11 protein-coding genes, 1 tRNA gene and 1 pseudogene are annotated in these 17331 nt (G+C 66.0%); 8 read left to right on the top strand and 5 right to left on the bottom strand.

Going from position 1 to position 17331, the window contains the following annotated elements; all coding sequences use genetic code 11:
* Positions 1-6: 6 nt before the first annotated feature.
* Entirely contained in the window at positions 7-1185 is a 1179-nt protein-coding gene (locus V5F74_RS03725) for an ABC transporter ATP-binding protein (RefSeq protein WP_394006326.1), read from the bottom strand.
* A gap of 231 nt (positions 1186-1416) precedes the next feature.
* On the opposite strand from V5F74_RS03725, the gene V5F74_RS03730 reads away from it, so the two are divergent.
* The 6 genes and pseudogenes from V5F74_RS03730 to V5F74_RS03755 all read left to right on the top strand — a co-directional run bounded on the left by V5F74_RS03730 (position 1417) and on the right by V5F74_RS03755 (position 8558).
* Positions 1417-1491: transfer RNA gene (locus V5F74_RS03730), tRNA-Thr, on the top strand.
* Positions 1492-1580: 89 nt separating this feature from the next.
* The gene (locus V5F74_RS03735) at positions 1581-2189 is read left to right on the top strand and encodes a DUF6538 domain-containing protein (protein WP_394006327.1); all 609 of its coding nucleotides are present in this window, start codon (positions 1581-1583) and stop codon (positions 2187-2189) included.
* Positions 2140-2393: pseudogene (locus V5F74_RS03740) on the top strand (IS3 family transposase); the annotation flags it as partial. The gene V5F74_RS03735 and the pseudogene V5F74_RS03740, both read left to right, overlap by 50 nt.
* A 245-nt stretch (positions 2394-2638) precedes the next feature.
* The gene (locus V5F74_RS03745) at positions 2639-3799 is read left to right on the top strand and encodes a DUF6361 family protein (RefSeq protein ID WP_394006329.1); all 1161 of its coding nucleotides are present in this window, start codon (positions 2639-2641) and stop codon (positions 3797-3799) included.
* Complete coding sequence (locus V5F74_RS03750) at positions 3796-5595, top strand: phospholipase D-like domain-containing protein (protein WP_029557848.1); 1800 nt, start codon at positions 3796-3798, stop codon at positions 5593-5595. The genes V5F74_RS03745 and V5F74_RS03750 overlap by 4 nt, the downstream gene beginning before the upstream one ends.
* On the top strand, positions 5595-8558 hold the full coding sequence (locus V5F74_RS03755) for a DEAD/DEAH box helicase family protein (RefSeq protein WP_394006331.1): 2964 nt from the start codon (positions 5595-5597) through the stop codon (positions 8556-8558). The genes V5F74_RS03750 and V5F74_RS03755 overlap by 1 nt, the downstream gene beginning before the upstream one ends.
* Before the next feature lie 612 nt (positions 8559-9170).
* Here the strand turns inward: V5F74_RS03755 and V5F74_RS03760 are convergent.
* The 4 genes from V5F74_RS03760 to V5F74_RS03775 all read right to left on the bottom strand — a co-directional run bounded on the left by V5F74_RS03760 (position 9171) and on the right by V5F74_RS03775 (position 14818).
* Positions 9171-11141, bottom strand: coding sequence for an ABC transporter ATP-binding protein/permease (locus V5F74_RS03760; protein WP_394006333.1), 1971 nt, complete (start codon positions 11139-11141; stop codon positions 9171-9173).
* 273 nt (positions 11142-11414) lie between these two features.
* On the bottom strand, positions 11415-11726 hold the full coding sequence (locus V5F74_RS03765; protein ID WP_029557845.1) for a 2Fe-2S iron-sulfur cluster-binding protein: 312 nt from the start codon (positions 11724-11726) through the stop codon (positions 11415-11417).
* Positions 11727-11741: 15 nt separating this feature from the next.
* Positions 11742-12779 (bottom strand): NAD(P)/FAD-dependent oxidoreductase, encoded by a 1038-nt coding sequence (locus tag V5F74_RS03770; protein ID WP_029557844.1) that lies wholly within the window; start codon positions 12777-12779, stop codon positions 11742-11744.
* Positions 12776-14818 carry a molybdopterin-containing oxidoreductase family protein gene (locus V5F74_RS03775; protein ID WP_029557843.1) on the bottom strand — a complete coding sequence of 681 codons (2043 nt, stop codon included), beginning with the start codon at positions 14816-14818 and terminating at the stop codon, positions 12776-12778. The genes V5F74_RS03770 and V5F74_RS03775 overlap by 4 nt, the downstream gene beginning before the upstream one ends.
* Before the next feature lie 210 nt (positions 14819-15028).
* Here V5F74_RS03775 and V5F74_RS03780 point away from each other — a divergent pair, with 210 nt between their 5' ends.
* Positions 15029-15913: a dihydrodipicolinate synthase family protein gene (locus V5F74_RS03780; protein ID WP_197023007.1), complete on the top strand. Its 885-nt coding sequence runs from the start codon at positions 15029-15031 to the stop codon at positions 15911-15913.
* Positions 15914-16005: 92 nt separating this feature from the next.
* The gene (locus tag V5F74_RS03785) at positions 16006-17313 is read left to right on the top strand and encodes an ABC transporter substrate-binding protein (RefSeq protein ID WP_245279371.1); all 1308 of its coding nucleotides are present in this window, start codon (positions 16006-16008) and stop codon (positions 17311-17313) included.
* Positions 17314-17331 lie beyond the last annotated feature (18 nt).

Consider the following 17331-nt stretch of genomic DNA (forward strand, 5'->3'; position numbering starts at 1 on the left):
TGCCTCCTAACGGGTCAGAAGGACGCCGGCGTCGGGATCAAACGTGACCCACACCTTGTCCTCCCAGGAAATGGGCCGCGCCACCCGGCGCGACAGGTTCGGCTGGGACACCTTGAGGCGCTGACCGCAGGCGAGCTCCACGTGATAGATGGAGAGATCGCCCAGATAGCCGATGTCCCAGATTTCCCCGGCGAAGACGTTCTCCGTCCCCTCAGGCGGCGGATCGAGCGAAATGCGCAGCTTTTCCGGCCGAATGGCGATGCAGGCCTTGCCGCCGGGCCCGGCCTCGCAGGGATGCGCCACGGTCAGCGGCGACGGCGTCACCTCGGAGGTGAGGCGCGTGGTCTCGCCCTCGCATGCGGTCACGGTCGATTCGATCAGGTTCACCTCGCCGATGAAGTCGGCGATGTAGCGCGTGGCCGGCTGCTCGTAGATTTCCGCCGGCGGGGCCACCTGCACCAGCACGCCGTGATTCATCACCGCGATGCGGTCGGCCACGGTCATGGCCTCCTCCTGGTCGTGGGTCACGATCAGGAAGGTCATGCCGAGGGACATCTGCAGGTCCATCAGCTCGAACTGGGTCTCCTCGCGCAGCTTCTTGTCGAGGGCACCGAGCGGCTCATCCAGCAGCAGCACCTTGGGGCGCTTGGCGAGCGAACGGGCGAGTGCGACGCGCTGGCGCTGGCCGCCGGAAAGCTGGTGCGGCTTGCGCTTGGCGAACTGCTCAAGCTTCACCAGTTCCAGCATCTCGGCAACGCGGGCGTCGATGTCGGCCTTCGGCATCTTGTCCTGCTTCAGGCCGAAGGCGATGTTGTCCGCCACGTTCATGTGCGGGAACAGCGCGTAGGACTGGAACATCATGTTCACCGGCCGCCGGTAAGGCGGCACCCCCGCAAGATCTTCACCCGCGAGCGTCAGGCGGCCGGAGGTCGGTTCCTCGAAGCCGGCGAGCATCCGCATGAGGGTGGTCTTGCCGCAGCCCGAGGGGCCGAGCAGAGCGAAGAACTCCCGCTCATAGATGTCCAGGCTGACATTGTTGACCGCAGTGAAATCGCCGAACCGCTTGACGACATTCTCGAAGCGGATGAGCGGCGTCTGGGTTGGATCCTTCCATGGGGCAAACGTGCGCCGGACGGCGCCGATGGTTTCCTTGCGCGCCTTGTCCGCTGCCATGACTTCCCCCATCCAGGCCTCGTAGCTGGAGGCTAGCTGCGCAGAAGGAATCGCTCAAGCCGCAAGCAGGCGCATTTTTTCAGCGCCCGTAGCCTGCCGAGCGCCCAACCGTGTCTGCCTGGCATGTCATCCACTGCCATCGGCGCCGAGCCCCTTGCACCGCAGCGCCGCATGTACTAGAGGAGCGCTCCTGACGACGGCACACCCGTCTCCGCGGTCCCCTCCTGGTGCGGCCGCCGGCACGCTGCGGTAGCTCAGTGGTAGAGCACTCCCTTGGTAAGGGAGAGGTCGAGAGTTCAATCCTCTCTCGCAGCACCATCCCAACCCATTGAAATCCCAAAACGATGGGCAAGATCAAAGGCTTGAAACGGCATTTGCTACAGTCTCCTGCTACAGTCGGAGACGAAATGAGCAAGCCCCAGAGGCTGTTTTGCCGTGGCGGTCGGTGGACCTTTCGAGCGTATGTGCCGGAGGAACTCCGGCCGATCATCGGCAAGCGGGAAATCTGGAAGAGCCTGGGCACCATCAGCCACCGCGAGGCAGTCCGCCTTTCACACATCGAGTCGGTGAAGGCAGACACGCTATTCGCCGAGGCCCGGGCCAAGCTCACCGGCGTCGACACCGGCATCGGGCATGACGAGCCTGCGGGCGTCTCGGATGCCGATCTCCAGCAGTTGGCTAGGTCCTATCTCTACAGTTTGGAACGCCAGACGCCGCCGGTGCCCTTCTCTCAGGAGGAGCGGGAAGCTCGGCGAGATGCAGCAGACGATCAGGCCGCAGCCATTGCGCAAGGCATCGACGACGCCGGCCTGCAGAGCCTTGCCAAGGCAGCAGCCCAGGAGAGAAGGCTGCGCCTCATCGACGGACGCGACATCCTGCGGGCGACGGAAGCCCTGCAACGGGCTTTGCTAGAGCACTACGCGAGAGACGCAGATGGGGCCGAGTTGAAGGAAGAGCGCGTCCGCGAAACACCACGATCTCCAGCATTCAAAGAGCCGTCGCGGCAACTGCCATGACAACGCCGTGGCCGAGAGCTTCTTCAACCTGCTCAAGCGCAAACGCTTCTGTCGCAAGGTTTACCGCAAGCGCGACGCGGCACGCCGCGATGTGTTCGATTATATCGAGTGTTCTACAACCCCACCCACAAGCACGCACGGAACGGGATGCTGTCACCCAGAGAGTTCGAACGGCAGCACAGCGCCAAAGCCGAGGGCGCATAGAAAACTCGGGGCGGTTCAGTATGCTCCTTTGAAACTGCTAATTCGCTACACCCTGGAGGGTGCGGGTTTGTTACCTGTCAGGCTGATGGGCTCGGGCAACATTGCGGTGCTCTCTCGTGGCAACCGCATTGTCTACAAACCTGCGACCCTCGTCATTCAAACGAGGACGATGCATGAACGGGAGGAGATTGTCCGATCCGCATGGGAGAGGTCCCGTAAACAGCTCGCCAGCCATCGGATGGTTTATGCTCTCGGAGGCCGATCGCGACGCGGCGCACCGGTTCCTGTCGAAGCTATCGTCGGACGGGACGCGGGATGAGCTCGGCTTCTCCCCGATCCACTTCGCGTTCGCCGACCGCTTCTTCCCGGGAACCTCGGTCCAGCATCAGCAACTGCGCTATGTTTTTTTCGTCGCCTGGTCGTATCAGGAGCTGCTAGCCGAGAGCTCGGGCGGCCGCTTCGACCGCGACCGGCTTTTCGAGATCGAGCGCCGCTACTCCCTTCGACTAATGAAGACCGTTCGGCAGCTCCAGAACTCGGGAATCTCGGGGTGGATGAAGTATCAGGCGGGGGAGCGCCCCGTGGTCCGCGCGAGTACGATCTACTGGACCGCCCTCCGCTCCTGGAAGATCGTAAGTCCTGTCGTAGGCATCGGCGATGCCCCGACGGAGTCGCAGTTGCAGGCCGCCTGGCCGAGGCTTGTCGCGCGAGACGACAGCGACGCGCTCAAGGCATCGCTGATCGATCCGTTCGAAGACATCCCGCGCGCGCCTGACGACTGGCCGCGCAAGTCCGGCCACCTCGATTTCGAACTCCGTGGCGTCGAAGCGGAGTACATCCGTCGAAAATGGTGGCAGGCCGGTCCGGGTGGGACGCGTCCGCTGCTCAGCCGCCTCGCAGAAGCCGGCGCGGCCCCAAGTTCGCTCTGGTCGCGGCAGGTTTGGGACGTAGCATCCCCCGAGGAGCGGAAGTTGCTCGCGCTGGCACGAAGGGCGGCGTCGATCGCCTGCATCGCCCGCGCGGCCTATGCCGCACTCGTCGAGGCGAAGCGCAACGTCGACTTGAAGATAGACGAGCAGCTCCATTCCGACGCGTTGCCTGAGCTCATCGCCGAGCATCGCGATGCCGCGCTGGAAACTGACCTCGACGCCCTGCGCGCAGCAACCCGCATGGATAAATACCTCACGAGCTTCGTACAGGACGTGCTCGAATGGATTCGTTCCAATGGGGCGCTGGACGGCATCTCCCGGGTCCTCGAGACCCGCGAACGCGACCTGAAGGGGGAACGGGCATACCTGATCAACGCTAAGCGGCGCGCGGACTGGCGCAAAGGTGTCGCAACACCTCTCGACTACCGGTGGCCGGTGGTGCAGGAGATGATCATCCGGCTCGGAGCGGCCAAATGAGCTTCGACCCGGGCAGCCGCATCTCAGTCTTCGGCGCACTGCGCCCCGACGCTGGGCAATCCATCTCGCGAGCGGTCATCGCCACCTACTCGCTCGATCTCGTCGCGCTACTCGGACTCGTCCTGGTGCTTGGCGGAGACGCCGAGGCCGAGTTCGAGAACTCTCCGCTCGGCCTCGTGAAGGCCTTCGACGGCGTGCGCGGCAGGCTCCGCGTACTGCATCAGGTCGGTCGCATAATCGCACCCCGAGCGCACAGGTCGATCCTGCCACTGCTCGACACGATGGTCGAGGCGATCCCGGCCAACGAGCGCCGCCAGAGCTGGCATCCGAAGGTCGCCCTCGTTCGATACAATGGCGATCCCGTCCAATGGCGCTTCTGGATCGGCAGCCGGAACTTGACTGGCTCGCGCGACCTCGACGCCGGCCTCCTCCTTGCGTCGTCGCACGACATGGCGGCGCGTCCGGTTCGGGACATTGCCAAACTGGCGCGTGGCCTCCTGATCGAAGGCGAATTCACTGCGTCTGAACTCGAAGAGCTGCGCGCTGCGCGCTGGCTGGCTCCCGCCGGCACGGCCGTCCGGCGATTGCTGTGGCGTAGGCCGGGTGGAGGCACACCCTTCATCTCCGCGCCGTTGCTGGATGGGGCGGAGATGGCCAGCGCGATCAGCCCCTTCATCGATGTGACCGGACTGCGCCAACTGTTACGCGCAGGCTCGCCCTCCGTTACCCTGCTGACCAATGACGTGTCGGCTGGCAGCTGTGCGCCACTATCGGGGATCGTCTTTCGAACACGTTCGGCACCCGAGCCGGAAACGACGGTCTCGGTGGAGCAGCAGGCGGTTGACAGGACCGCCGAGTTTATTGAGCCGGTATCGGCTGGCGTCCACGCCAAGATGATCGCCGTCACCAAGGGGAAGCGATCGACCATCATGCTCGGCAGCGCGAACCTGACGAAGCGCGGACTGCTAGGTCCAAACGCCGAGGCGGTCGCCATCCTCGACGTCACGGACACGGCGCTGGCCGGTTCGCTTCATAGCTTCGTGCAATCTGGCTTCGAGTTCGACCCTTCCCGGGTGGACGAGGACCTCGCAGAGCTCGAGGAGAGCGAGCGACAGCTGGACGAGCGGATAGCTCTTCTTCTCGAATGCAAGCTCGGCCTCGAATATGAGGTCGGCGGGCTGACGCTTACAGTTGGCGAGGGCGCGGACGCGGCACTCCAGACCGCGCGGTTCGAGGCTGCACCATTCCTCGCCCCCGACGCCTGGGTCCGGATCGAGACAGGGATGCGGAGCGTCCGGCTTCTGCGCGGAAATATCGTGCTGAGCGAGCAGACGTCGCTTGTCTCGTTCCGCGCGACCAGCCTGACGGACCCCACTGTCCAACGATGCTGGGTGCTGTCGCTACCAGTCACAGGTCTCGACCATGACCGGCGCGACCGAGCGCTCCTGACCCGATATGTTGGGGCCAGCAGGTTCCGGGACTGGTTACGCTCGCAGCTCGAAGGCCTCGACGGCACAGCGGGCGAGAGGTGGTCCGATGGGCTACAGAAGACCCATGAGCGCAAGATCTCTAGGATCTCAGAGATGTTCACCCTAGAGACGATGCTCTCCGCCTGGGCCCGCGATCCTCGGGGCTTCGAGCGACGCACCGCCGGCATGATAGCGATGCTCGATTCCTTCCAGGAGACCTTCAAGGAGCCGCCTGACGAGGAGGAGAAGCGTGCTGCACTCGCGGACCTCTCCGACGTTCGGCCGTTCCTGCAGGCCGTCCACGACGCAATCCACGGGGGCGCCTGATGGAGCTGGCACCATTCCAGTCCCGCACCGTCCAGGTGGCGAGCGAGGTCCTCAAGGCCAACGGCCCGCGACGCTTCCTCGTCGCCGACGAGGTTGGACTGGGCAAGACCCTCATCGCTCGGTCGATCGCCCAGCAGCTGCAGAAGGGAAGCAGGCGGCTGAACGTGATGTATCTCTGTCCGAGCCTCGAGATCGCCGGTCAGAACCGGCCGAAGTTCATCTCGCTGACCGGGATCGACCCCGAGAAGTACGATCCCGGCGGGGACCGGCTCGCGCTGGTCCCCGGCTGGCTGCCCGAGGAGGGGAACGGGTTCCGGGTGTTCACCTTCACTCCGGAGACGAGCCTGCCCGGATGGAAGCCGGGCCCGAGAACCGGCCGAAAGGCGGAGCGCGAACTGATACTCTCGGCGCTGGAGCGGTTCCCAGCATTGTTGTCCGCTGTGAAACAGCTCGACCGCGAGCGCGCTGCGGGCGGTCGGCTTTTGCTCTCCGACCGGGGCGACCTGAAGGGCTTCAACGCCATCGGGGTCGAGCGGGCAATGCGGGACATCTTTGACTGCCAGTCGGGGAGCATCGAGAAGTCCGTGTTGGGATGGCTCGAGGGTGATGGTGTCGACGTCGTCGAGTTCATCGGGCGCTTCAGGTCGGTCCTCGCGCTGGCGGCGCTGCGGCTCAAGACGGTCAAGCCCGACCTGGTAGTTCTCGACGAGTTCCACCGATATGCGGATTTGATCGTTCCAAAGGCCGATACTCCTAACGTTCGGCTCAAGCAGGAACGAGCGCGGATTCATCGGCTCCTCGTGGAGGCGCTTCTCGGCGGCGACGAGCGACCGGCGGTGCTTCTGCTCTCAGCGACACCCTACAGGCTGCGACGCCTCGGGGGCGACGAGATCCACGAGGTCGACCACTACCGATCGCTCATCGCTCTCGCCGGCTTCCTCGCCGACGACGAAGGATGCCGGGTCGCAGTTGAGCAGGCGATGCGCGACTACCACTGTGCCTTGAAGACGACCGGGACGAGGGACGCGATCCGCGCGTCGGTCCTGGGCGCCAAGGAGAGGCTCGAGGTGCTTCTCCGGCCTCTGATGGCTCGGACGGAACGCGCTCTGGTGCACAAGGAGGATCTGTTCGAGCGCGATAACCCGCAGGTCTCCGTCGAGACCCAGGACCTTGTCGTGTTCAAGCACTTCGCGGAGTCTGCCGGACCGGAGTTTGCCGGCTGGGCGCCAGCGATGTGGACGTCTATCCCATACCCCGCGCAGACGATGCACGGCTATAAGATCTGGAAGTCCCTCCAGGCGGCCAGGCCCGCTCCGATCGAGGCAGGAAGCGGTAAGGGCAGTCTGGCGCATCCCCAACTGCGCCATCTCGCCAAGCTAGTCGGGGATCCAGCCTATCTCTCGCTACCTTGGCAACCGCCGACCGTCGCCTGGTGGCGACTGGAGGGTCCGTGGTCCGACAAGCGTTCGGTTCCCGGCAAGACGTTGCTGTTCAGCAGGTGGCGCGGCGCCCCAACGGCCATCTCGGCGCTGCTCTCGATCAACCTGTCCGGTGGGCTGCGCAAGCCGAAGGCGAAAGCGCCCGTCCCGCTCTTACGGCCCGGCGGCAGCGAGACCGGCGCTCTGGTCGGGCTCTTCATGCCGTGGCCCAACCTGCCACTCGCGATCGAACCGCAGAAGTCGAGGGGCACGACGCTCGCGAGCGTCCGGGCGGACGCCCGTCGACAGCTCGAGGCGTATCTCCGGGGGAGGCGGATCCGCCTCGACGGGACGGAGAAGCGTCCGACCTGGATCGTCGCGGCCGGGATCGAGCGTGAGATCAACAGGAGAACATACCAGAGGGTGTCATCGCTGGCTGCCAAGGCCAGCCGGGGCGCGAAGGCCAAGAAGTGGTCCGGCCTGCCCAAGATCAACCGGGTCTCGCCGGCCGAGGTGACGGCGCTCAGCGACCACCTTCTGTCATCGCCGGGCTCGATCCTGGCGCGATGCCTTGTGCGCCACGATGTGCCGCAGGATCGGCCCCGCGACCGCCAACGGACATTTACGTTCTCATGGGAGAGGATGCGGCCCTATCTCGGCCACAGAGCCTTCGCTGAGCTCATCCAGTCATCGTCCAAGAAAAAGCGCTATCCCGACGCGCTCGCGGACGCGATGCTTAAGGGCGGCTTCGAGGCCGTGCTGGACGAGCAGATGTGCCTCCTCTCCAGGCTGGGCGACGCCGAAGGGCTGGGGATCGTCGAGCAGCTTTCGGAGAGCCTGCTCGACCGTCCCGGCCTCGTGCAGTTCCGCCGTGGAAGAACCAACCACCGCGTCCCGGTGCAGGCAGTGACCCCTTTCGCCGGAGGCGAGCAGAGCCGCGAAGGGAAGAAGGGAGGCAAACGTCTCCGCAGCGATACCCTTCGCCGCGCGTTCAACTCACCCTTCTGGCCGCACATGCTCTGCACGACCTCGATCGGCCAGGAGGGACTGGACTTCCATCTGTGGTGCAGCCGGATCGTCCACTGGGACCTCCCGGGCGATCCGGTCGACTTCGAGCAGCGCGAGGGCCGCATCGCGCGCTACGGGAGTCTCGCTGTCCGCCGCTCGCTGGCGCGGGAGCATGGCGTGCAATCGCTCGCCGCCGCACGTAGCACGAGCCCGTTCGGCGAGCTGATCTCGCTTGCCAGGAGGGTCGATAGCGACCACACGGGGCTCGAGCGGTGGTGGCTTCCGGCCGAAGGCCGCCCGACCAGCGTCAGCTTCGACTGGCGGTTCAGCCACCGGGCGGCCCGACGGGACCATATGCTCAATGACCTACTCTACTACCGTCTCGCGCTGGGACAGCCAGACCCCGAGGCCTTCGTCACGATGCTACGCCGGTTAGGAGCCGACGAGACCGGAGCGCGGGAACTCGCGATCGACCTGTCTGCGATCTCGCGGGTCTCCGAGACCCGGGGTCAAGCGGTCTTGCACGAAGCTGGTTAAGGCCGCGAGACGGTCAAGGGACGTTGAAGCACCTTTGCCCGCTTCCAAGGCGACATCCCAAACATCAAACTCTGCGGGCTCTGTGAGCGCCCCGGGCATGCTCATCGCTTCAGCCGCGTTATTGCAACCGGTTGCACCACGGCGCATTTACGCACATGTCGCTGTTAGGCTTCCAAAACCAAATCTGCAACAGGACGATGCTCCAGTCGGTCTGTGGCAGGGTCGAGCCGATCCTTTGGTAGCTTGATCTTTGGGTAGCGCGAAGGGAACTTCAATCCTCTCTCGCAGCACCATCCCAAAGCGTTGCAAACGCTAGAAACCCTCGCGAATCCTCACCTCTTGTCCAAGCTCCGTCCAACGATTGTCCAAAATCGGGGCGGCCATGGCTGCAAAGACCCCATATGTGCGGCAACGGGGCACCGCTTTTTTCGTACGCATCGGCGTGCCGAAGGAGCTTCGGGAGATCGTCAGCAAGCGAGCTTCAAGGGGCCCTGGGCGCCAGACATGGGCATCCTAAGGCGTGTCGCATGGACTCGGCGTTAGTCAGCGGTGCAACTCGTTGCACCACGGCGCGGACGATGAGGCCGACAACGCCCCCGTGATTTCGGGCGACTAGGCTTGGCTCGATGGCCGTCGCCGCCGCAGCAATTGCCCCAATAGCCGCGGCTTTCCCTTTCGCGGAATAAGGTCGATGTCAGTCACCAGCTTCGCCCCGCCCTTGCGCCGCTCCAGCACGATCTTGCGGCTGTGGAAGGCCTCCAGTTCGGCACGGTGGGCGACGCTGACGATTGTCGCGTCCGGCAGCTCGGTGGTCACAAGCTCCATCATCCTGTCCTGGCTCTTGTCGTCGAGGGCGGAAGTGGCCTCGTCGAGCACGATGATGTCGGGGCGATGCAGCAGCAGGCGCGCGAAGGCCAGACGCTGCTTCTCGCCACCGGACAGCGTCTGGTCCCAGGGCGCCTCCTCCTCGATCTTCTCCTTCAGATGCTCAAGCCCGACCGCCTGGAGCGCGGCGCAGATCTCCTCGGCCGACCAGTCCTCGGCACCGCCCGGATAGGCCGCCGCCCGCCGCAGGGTGCCCGATGGCACATAGGGCTTCTGGGGCAGCATGAAGAGGCGCGCATCGGGATGGAAATTGATGCTGCCGCCGCCCCAGGGCCACAACCCCGCGATGGCCCTGACCAGCGTGCTCTTGCCGCTTCCGGAAGCACCCGAAACGAACAGCCGCTCCCCCGGCTCGATCACCACCTCCGCCTGCTCCACCACCGCCGTGCCGTCATCCAGCGACACGGAAAGGTCGTTCAGGGTGAGCATGGCCTGCCCATCCGTCTCGCCCCGCTGGATGCGCCCAACGCCATCGCCGTTTTCGGCCCGCTCCAGCGCGTCGAGGGACATCATCAGCGAGGCGATGCGGCGTGCGCATGCGTTCCAGTCGGCAAGCCGGGGATAGTTGTCGACCAGCCAGCCGAAGGCCGTCTGCACGATGGTGAAGGCAGAGGCGGCCTGCATCACCTCGCCGAGTGACATCTGGCCTTCGAGAAATTTCGGCGCACACAGCAGCAGCGGCACGACCGGAGCGATGAGGCTGGATCCTTGCGACACGAGCGTCGTGCGCATGTATTGGCCGGCGAGGCGCGACCATTGCCGGAGGACGCCGGAGAAGGTGGAATTGATACCATCCCGCTCCTCCTGCTCTCCGCCCAGCAAGGCGATGCTTTCGCCATTCTCGCGAACGCGGGTCAGCACATAGCGGTAGTCGGCCTCCGACTGGTTCTTCTCCTCCGACACCTCCACGAAGCGCCGCCCGATGAACAGGATCGATCCGGACGCGATGAGCGCATAGATCACGGCTGCCACGACGAGGAAGCCGGGAATGGTGATGGCCGTGCCGCCCAACGTCACGGTCAGCGCACCGCCAATGGTCCACAGCACGACGATGAAGGTGGCCGCAGAGAGGAACGCCGATGTGACACCGGCGAGGAAGTCCACGGGGGCTTCGGTCGCCACCCTCAGGTCTTCGGCGATGCGGTATTCCGGGTTCTTGTGATCGCCGCTGACCAGATTGAGCTGATAGTAGCGGCCCCCCGTCAGCCATCGCGAGACGACCGCATTGGTCAGCCACGCCCGCCAGCGCCGCTGCATGCCCATGCGCGCATAGACCTGGGCGACGCCCAGCGCCACGCTGCCCACGGCCAGCGGGAAGAAGACGGCCGTGAGGAAGAAGACGGTGGAGGCCTCGCGCTTCTCGATGCCGTCGAAGATCGACCGGTTCCAGACGTTGATGGCGTACTGAAACCCCACGTTGGTAACGATCAGCAACAGAAGGCCAATGGTGAAGACCCATGCCAGCTTGTCGCCCTTGGCGCCCCAGTATCCGCGCGCGCTGATCCAGAAGCGCTTCAGCAGATACGATTTGCGGAGCCGTTCGACCTCTTCCGAGGAGAGGGAGGGGTCAGGCTCGATGGCCTCGGGCGGAGGCGGCTCGACCACCTTTCCGTTCTCCGCGATCACGCTGTCCAGTTCGGACTCTGCGGTCGCATCTGGCTTTTCGGTCGGTCGAGCGGGGGCTTCGGCGGTCGTCATGGCGCGATAACTCGCCGAGATTTCGAATGTTCCTGAGACGCCCCAGCTTACGCAGCGCGAACATCGAGAATGGTATCCAACTCGTGGGGAGCAATCTCCCGCCGAACAAGCGTGTTGGGCACGCCTCCAGCGACCGGGGAGAACATGCCGCCCGGATCGATCTCTCGCGTTCCGATTGACGCCCGTCTGCAGCCGCTGTTTTGGCTGTGAGTGGCGCTGCCCTGGTCGGCGCCTCTTCAGCGGGTCGAACTCTTCGCGGGAAAGATCCCTGTGTCAGGCATGCGGCATGGCGAGTTCCAGGCCGTCCAGTTCCGGCCCCACGCGCAACTGGCAGGAAAGACGCGATCCGGCGCGCGTGTTGAAGGCGCAGTCCAGCATGTCCGCCTCCGCGTCCTCAGGCTCGGGGAGGCGCGCGAGCCAGGCGGCATCCACCCACACGTGGCAGGACGCGCAGGCGGCTGAGCCCTCGCACTCTCCTGCGATGCCGATGCCGAGCGGGCGCAGCACTTCCATGACGGAGAGGCCGTCCTGCGCCTCCACGTCGTGGCGGCTGCCGTCGCGGGCGGTGACGATGAGACGTGTCATGGGCCGAAGGGCTCCTCAGGAGTTTGCAGCGCGCGCGGCCGGGTCGCCACGGCTGGTGGAATGCTCGAAGTGGCGCGCCGCGGCCGGGCGCAGCAGGGCGAGCGTGCTGTGGGCGGCTCGAGCGGCCTCCGCGAAGCCGGTGAGGATCAGCTTCAGCTTGCCGGGATAGTCGGCGACGTCCCCTACGGCGAATACGCCGGGGCGCATGGTCTCCATGCTGGCGGGAGCGACCGGGACGCCGGCGGTGCCCGCGGCGATGCCGAAGCCGGCGAGCGCCGAGAGATCCTTGGCGAGGCCGTAGAAGCACAGGAGCGCATCGGCCGCCACCTCTTCCTGCCCACCCGCGCCATCGGCGAGATGCACGGCCTCGATCCGCGCGCCGGTTCCAGACACGCCCGCAAGGGTACGGGGCGCGCAGATGCGGATGCGCCCCTCCTGCACGAGGCGCTCGATCGCGGCGAGCGTCGCAGGCGCGGCCCGGAAGACGGGCCGCCGATGCACAAGCACCACCTGAGCGGCGATGCCGGCGAGGATCACCGCCCAATCGGCTGCCGAGTCTCCGCCGCCTGCGATCACCACCATCCGGCCGCGAAACCGCGCGGGGTCGTCCACCGCGTAGAAAAGGCTTGTCCCCTCGAAGCCGGCGAGATTGGGGATCGGCGGACGGTTGGGGCCAAACGCCCCGGCGCCCGCCGCCACCACAACGGCACGGGCGCCCACCTCGCTCCCGTCGGAGAGGGTGATGCGGAACTGTTCCTCCTCCTGCCTGAGGCCGATGGCGCGGCGGCTGAGGAGATAGAGGGGGTCATAGGGCGCCGCCTGTCCCACCAGATCGGCGACCAGTGCACCCGCCGTCACGGAGGGCCGGCCGGGAATGTCATAGATGGGCTTTTCCGGGTAAAGCGCCGCGCACTGGCCGCCGGGTACGTCGAGCGCGTCCACCACCACGGCGTCGAGCCCCGCCTGGCCGAGGGCGAAGAGGGTGAACAAGCCCACGGGCCCCGCGCCGATGACCGCCACGTCCCGCACGGCGGCCATCCGCAATGGGCTCATTGCGCGGCCTCCGCGCGTATCAGGCGCGCCTCCGTACCGTGGACGGTGGTGCTCTCGGCGATGTCGCTCTTGTGGCCCGGCACCAAGGCGTTGACGTTGGCATCGCCCGGCGAGAGGCTCGGCCAGCGTCCCTTGTGCATCAGGACGACGCCCGGAAGGGTGCGGTCCGAGATGGCGACCGTGACCGGCACGCGGCCCTCGCCATTGGCAAGCACCACCTGATCGCCCTCCGCGAGGCCTTCGCGCGCCGCGTCGTCCGGATGGAGCGCCACGGTCGGCGGTCCGAGCCGGCGCCGGATCACCGGATCATTGCCGTAGCTCGAGTTCATCTGCCATTGGGAGGCGGGAGAAAGGATGCGCATCCTGCCATCCGCAGGCGGCGCGTCGACGTGGGCCATGGGCAGGCGCGGCAGGCCGAGGGCGGCCGCCTGCCCGCTCGCAAGCTCAATTCGTCCCGACGGCGTACCGAAGGCGAGGCCTTCGAACTGCACCTTCGGCTCGGGGAAGACGGTGGCCGTACCCACCGCGGCCAAGTCGGCGAAGGTGCCTTCAAAGGGCGTCTGGGCGAGGAGCCGCGCGATGAGGTCGGCATCGGTCTCGAACAGCTCGGGCTCGGCAAAGCCCATAGCCGCCGCGAGCCGGCGGAAAATTTCCGAATTCGGCAGCGCGGTGCCGGGGGGATCGCCCGCCTTCACCTGCGCCGAGACGGTGAGGTCAAAATAGGACAGCACCAGGTCGTCGCACTCGAGAAAGCTCGCCGCCGGCAGCACGATGTCCGCATAGGCGGTGGTGTCGGTGTGAAACAGGTCCACCGCCACGTGGAACAGGTCCTCGCGCTTCAGCGCCCGGCGCAGGCGGGCCTGCTCCGGCGAGGAGGCCGCGGGATTGTTGTTCCAGTTCACGAAGGCGCGCGCGCGCTGCGGATCCTCCAGCGTGGCGGCGAGGTCCATGTGGCTTATGGCGGGCGGCGCGTTCGTCGCAAGCGCGGGGCAGGTCAGCGTCGCCATGTCGATGCCGCGCCCGCCGGGGCCGTTCATGTAGAGAAACCCGGCGCCGGACTTGCCGAGATTGCCGGAGAACGCCACCAGCGCCGCCAGCGCACGGAAGGCGTTGCCGCCATACGGCTGCCGCTGCACGCCCTGTCCGAGCCACAGGAGCGAGGGGCCCGCTCCATAGGCGCGCGCGGCCTCCTCGATCAGCTCCGCCGGCACGCCGCAAAGCGTCGCCGCGCGCTCAGGGCTCATGGCGGCGATGGTTGGGGCAAGGTCCTCCGCCCCCAGAACGTGGGAGCCCAGGAAATCCCGGTCGTCGAGCCCGTCGCGCCGCAGCACATGGATGAAGGCGAAGGCGAGCGCCGCATCGCTGCCGGGCCGCAGTTGCAGATGCAGGTCCGCGGCGCGCGCCGTGTCGTGGGCGACGGGATCGACGGCGATGATGCGCGTGCCCGCGGCCTGCGCATCCGCGAGCCAGCCCTTGTTCTGGTGCGGCGCCGAGAAGGAGGGATTGGCGCCCCACACCAGGATGGTGCGGGCATCGCGCGCGGTGCGCGGGTCGAAGCCTTCGAGGGAGTTGCCGAAGGTCATTTCCAGCGCGACATGCCCCGCCTTGTTGCAGACGGTGTCGGGATCGACCTCCGTGGCACCGAGGCGGTTGAAGAAGCGGATGGGATACCAGCCGCCCACCAGCCCCACCGTGCCGGTGTAATGGGTGTGGAGGATCGTGCGGGCCTCGCCTTCGGCGCTGAGCGCGCCGAAACGCTCGGCGATCAGCGCCAGCGCCTCGTCCCAGCCGATGGGCTCGAACGTCCCTTCGCCCTTGGCCCCCACGCGCTTGAGCGGCGTCGCCAGCCTGAAATCCGGCGCGCGCCAGCTGCCGTTGTAGGCGATGGCGCACTTGCCGCAGAGGGCGCCCCGGGTGACGGCGTGGTCGGGATCTCCGAGAACCTTCCGGATCATGCCGTCGCGGCGGCCCACGACGATCCCGCAGGCGTCGTAGCAGTCCCTCGGGCAAGTGGTCTTGATGAAGTCCGCGTCCGCCATGGCGCTGGTCGGCCTCGTTCTGGTGAAGGGAAGAGCGGTCGCGGCCGCCCACATCGGCCGGCTCGCATGGAAAACTTATGCGAAGGGCCTCCCGCCCCGAAGCCCTCCCTGAGCTGGTCCTATCGATTTTTCCCAAAGCGGAACCATCGCACGCCTTGTGAACCGGACATCCCGGGCTCAGGCTTCATAGTGAAGACGGGGAGCCGAGGCATGACCAGAATGAATATCGAGGGTGTTGTTCTGTTTTCAGTGACGCCGGTCGCGGCGGATGGCTCCATCGACTACACACGGTGGAAGAAACATCTTGATGATGCACTCGCGGCCGGCATCCACAGCGTCACCCTGTTCGGAAGCACGGGCGCGAACGGCTACTTCACCGAAGCCGAGAAGATGAAGGCGCTGGAAGAGGTCGCCACGCATCTGGGCGGCCGGGTGCCGGTGATGACGGGTATCGGCGCCATGACCACGGCGGAAAGCGTCCGCCTTGCAAAGCACGCGGCCGACCATGGCGCGGATGCGGTGCTGGTGGTGCCGCTCAACTACTGGAAGCCGACCGAGCGGGAGATCATCGCCCATTACGAGACGGTCGCCGCGGCCAGCGACCTGCCCCTGTGGCTCTACAACAACCCGCCACTCGCCGGCATCGACCTCACCCCGGCGCTGGTGAAGACGCTCTCCTCCATCCCGACGCTGGTGGGCATGAAGGACTCCTCCGGCGACCTGTCGCGCGCCTTCATGGTGCCCAAGATCACCGGCGGAAAGGTTCAGGTGGGCATCGGCCAGGATACGCTGATCCTGGAGCCGACGCTGGCCATCGCGCCGGCCTGGTTCACCGGCCTTGCCAACATTTGTCCGGCCGAGTGCGTCGCCTTCTGGAACGCAGCCAAGGCCGGCGACGTGGCGGCGGCCTATGCCGCCGCGGCCCGTCTCTTTCCCCTGAGCGAGATCGGCGGTCGTTACGGCATCATCCGCGTCGCCCACGAGGGGTTGGCGCTGATGGGCAAGAGCGCGGGGTATCCGCGCCCGCCGCTTCTGCCGCTGGAGGCAGCGGCCGCCGCCGAGGTGAAGGCGGCTCTCGATGCGTTGGCCGCCTGAGGCGGACCGGCAAGGCCATTCATAGGCAAGGCCCATTCATAAAAGCATAGAGCGCCAAAGGCGCCGCTTCTCCAAACCTTCCGGAGATCGACATGGACCCGAAATCAGGTATGGACCCGAAATCAGGTATCGACCGTCGTGGTGTCCTCAAGGGCATGGCGGGGCTGGCGGCTGGAAGCGCCGTCGGCGCCTTTCCCATGCCCGCCCTCGCCCAGAATACGCCGTTGAAGGTCGGCATCATCGCGCCACGCGCCGGCACCGCGGCCTACATCGGCGCCAACGGCCTGCGCGCGGTGGAGTGGAGCACCGAGAAGATCAACGCGTCCGGCGGCATCGCCGGCCGCAAGGTTGAACTGGTGGTGGAGGAGGAGACCAACGCCAAGGAGACGCTGGAGCGGGCGCGGCGCCTCGTGCTCCAGGAGAAAGTGGACTGCATCCAGGGCGGCTATTCCACGGGTGTGACGCTGCCGATGGCGCCGACGCTGGAGGACATGCAGGTTCTCACCATCTTCTGGGACGGCACCACCCAGGACGGCGTGAAGGAGACGATGCCGTCGCCGAAATACGTGTTCAAGAGCACCGACAACGAGTGCGAAGCGGTGATGGCCTCGCTGATCGCGCTCAAGCATCTGAAGGGCCAGTTCAAGCGCATCGCCGCCATCAGCCCGGACTATACCTACGGGCGCAATGTGTGGACCGCCTTCAAGGCGCTCAACAAGAAGTTCGGCATCGACGCCGAGGTGGTCTCGGAGCAGTGGTCGAGCTTCAGCCAGCTGGATTTCACGGCCAACGTGGCGGCGCTGAAGGCGGCCAAGCCCGATCTCATCTATTGCGTGCTGGGCAATGCGGACCTGCCCATCTTCATGCGCGCGGCCACCAGCGCCGGCCTCACGGATACCGCCCGCATGGTGCTGGTGCAGGCCGGCCACCAGCACGGCCAGCTGAAGAAGCCCTTCACGCCGGTCGGCACGCTGCTGTGCTACAACACCATGTATTTCGCGCGGCCCAATCCCTCTGCGGCGCAGAAGGAATTCGTCGAATACTACATGGACAAGTACAAGGACTATCCCCACTGGGAGAGCGACCGCGCCTTCTTCGCCATGAACGTCTACAAGGCGGGCGTGGAGAAGGCGATGGCCGCGAAAGGCGGCTCCTGGCCGAAGCCGGAGGAGATCGCCCAGGCGATCGAGGGCATCAAGGTGGAATCGTTCGGGGGGCCGGCCGGAATGCGCAAGGATCATATCGCCGAGGAGATGTTCTACGGCGGCTTCGCCACCCACGACAATCCCTATGACGTGTGCACCCTGAAGGACACCTACAGCTACGACGCCTCCGTGCTCCAGAAGCCGCCGGGCGCCGATTTCTGGGGCTGGCTCGAAACGGCCAATTTCCCGGTCTGACCGGCCGGGAGCAGAGAC

This window comes from Xanthobacter aminoxidans, assembly GCF_043193615.1.
GTDB classification, from domain to species: domain Bacteria; phylum Pseudomonadota; class Alphaproteobacteria; order Rhizobiales; family Xanthobacteraceae; genus Xanthobacter; species Xanthobacter aminoxidans.